Genomic DNA, 1,115 nt, shown 5'->3' on the forward strand with positions numbered 1-1,115 from the left:
CCCACGGCCGCCCCGCCGCCCTGACACTGGCCGTGGTGCCGTTGGTCAGAAACGTCTGGTAGTGCGTAAGATCATCACAAAATTCCGGGTCAATCAGCAGGTTGCGACCCAGGCCGACAACCAGTTTATCGGTGCTGAGCGTCCCCTCGGCAATCACGTCATCGCCGCGCAGCCGCAGGGCGGATCGCGCCACGGCACCGTTCTGATTGATGCTGACGGCCTCGATCCCCGCCGCGCCAGCACCCTGCGCTTGGGCCAGATAGGAGATCGACGCCACGCCCCCGCGCAGGTCTGCCAGCGCGGTATTGGTCTGGGTCACGCTGGCATTGGTCTGGCCTAGCTGCGCCTCAAGCGCCGTCCGGGCCGAGGCAATCGCGCTGTTGGTCTGCGCGCTGGTCAGGTAATCCGCCAGAATGTTCGCACGCACGCCGGCCTCGACTTCGCCAGAACCGAGTTCTTCCGCTGTGGCTGGCCGGATGCGGATGCGGTGGAAGCGTATGGTCTTGGCAGCAGGTGTCCACGCGGAGTCATTCGCCAACACCATCAGACTATGGCTGGAAAACGTGCCGGAATAGTTCGATGGCCGCCGCAGGATCACACGGGCCAGTCGGGTTCGCCCGGTGACTTGATCGCCAGCAGTGGCGTCTTGCAAAGAAATTTGGGTGCGAAAGACCGCTCCCCCGGTGTTGTTCCACGTCAGGCGGATGCCTGCGCCGCTCAGAGACCCGCTTTCAAGGGTATATTCAACCTCCACTGCGTATGCATCCGCGTTCAGCGCGCCACGCCAGATAGTCGCGGGGCTGTTCTGTATCTGGATACCGGTATTCTGTGCATCCGTAACAACGAACCGCCAGTCGCGCCCGACAGGATAAACGGTGTTGGCCGGTGTGGTGAGCGTTCCCGCAGTGCCGCTCCGTGTCCAATCCGACGAGATCAGGAATGTATCGTTGATAACGGACATGTCCCGCCCGCTTACCTCTGCGGTCAGGACAAGCTTTTCCTGCGCCGCTGCGGCGGAGCCTTCCGCGTTCTGGCGCGCGAGAACGGCCTGGTCTCTGGCAACCCCTGCACTGGCGCTGGCGCTGTTGGCCCCGTCCCTTGCTGCTTCGGCGGCG

1 protein-coding gene is annotated in these 1,115 nt (G+C 63.6%); it reads right to left on the reverse strand.

The features are described 5' to 3' along the window. A partial coding sequence (locus RMT89_RS40250; protein WP_315888704.1) for a hypothetical protein occupies positions 1-1,115 on the reverse strand: 1,115 nt, incomplete at both ends.

It is taken from the genome of Streptomyces sp. P17 (assembly GCF_032436805.1).
Lineage (GTDB): Bacteria > Actinomycetota > Actinomycetes > Streptomycetales > Streptomycetaceae > Streptomyces.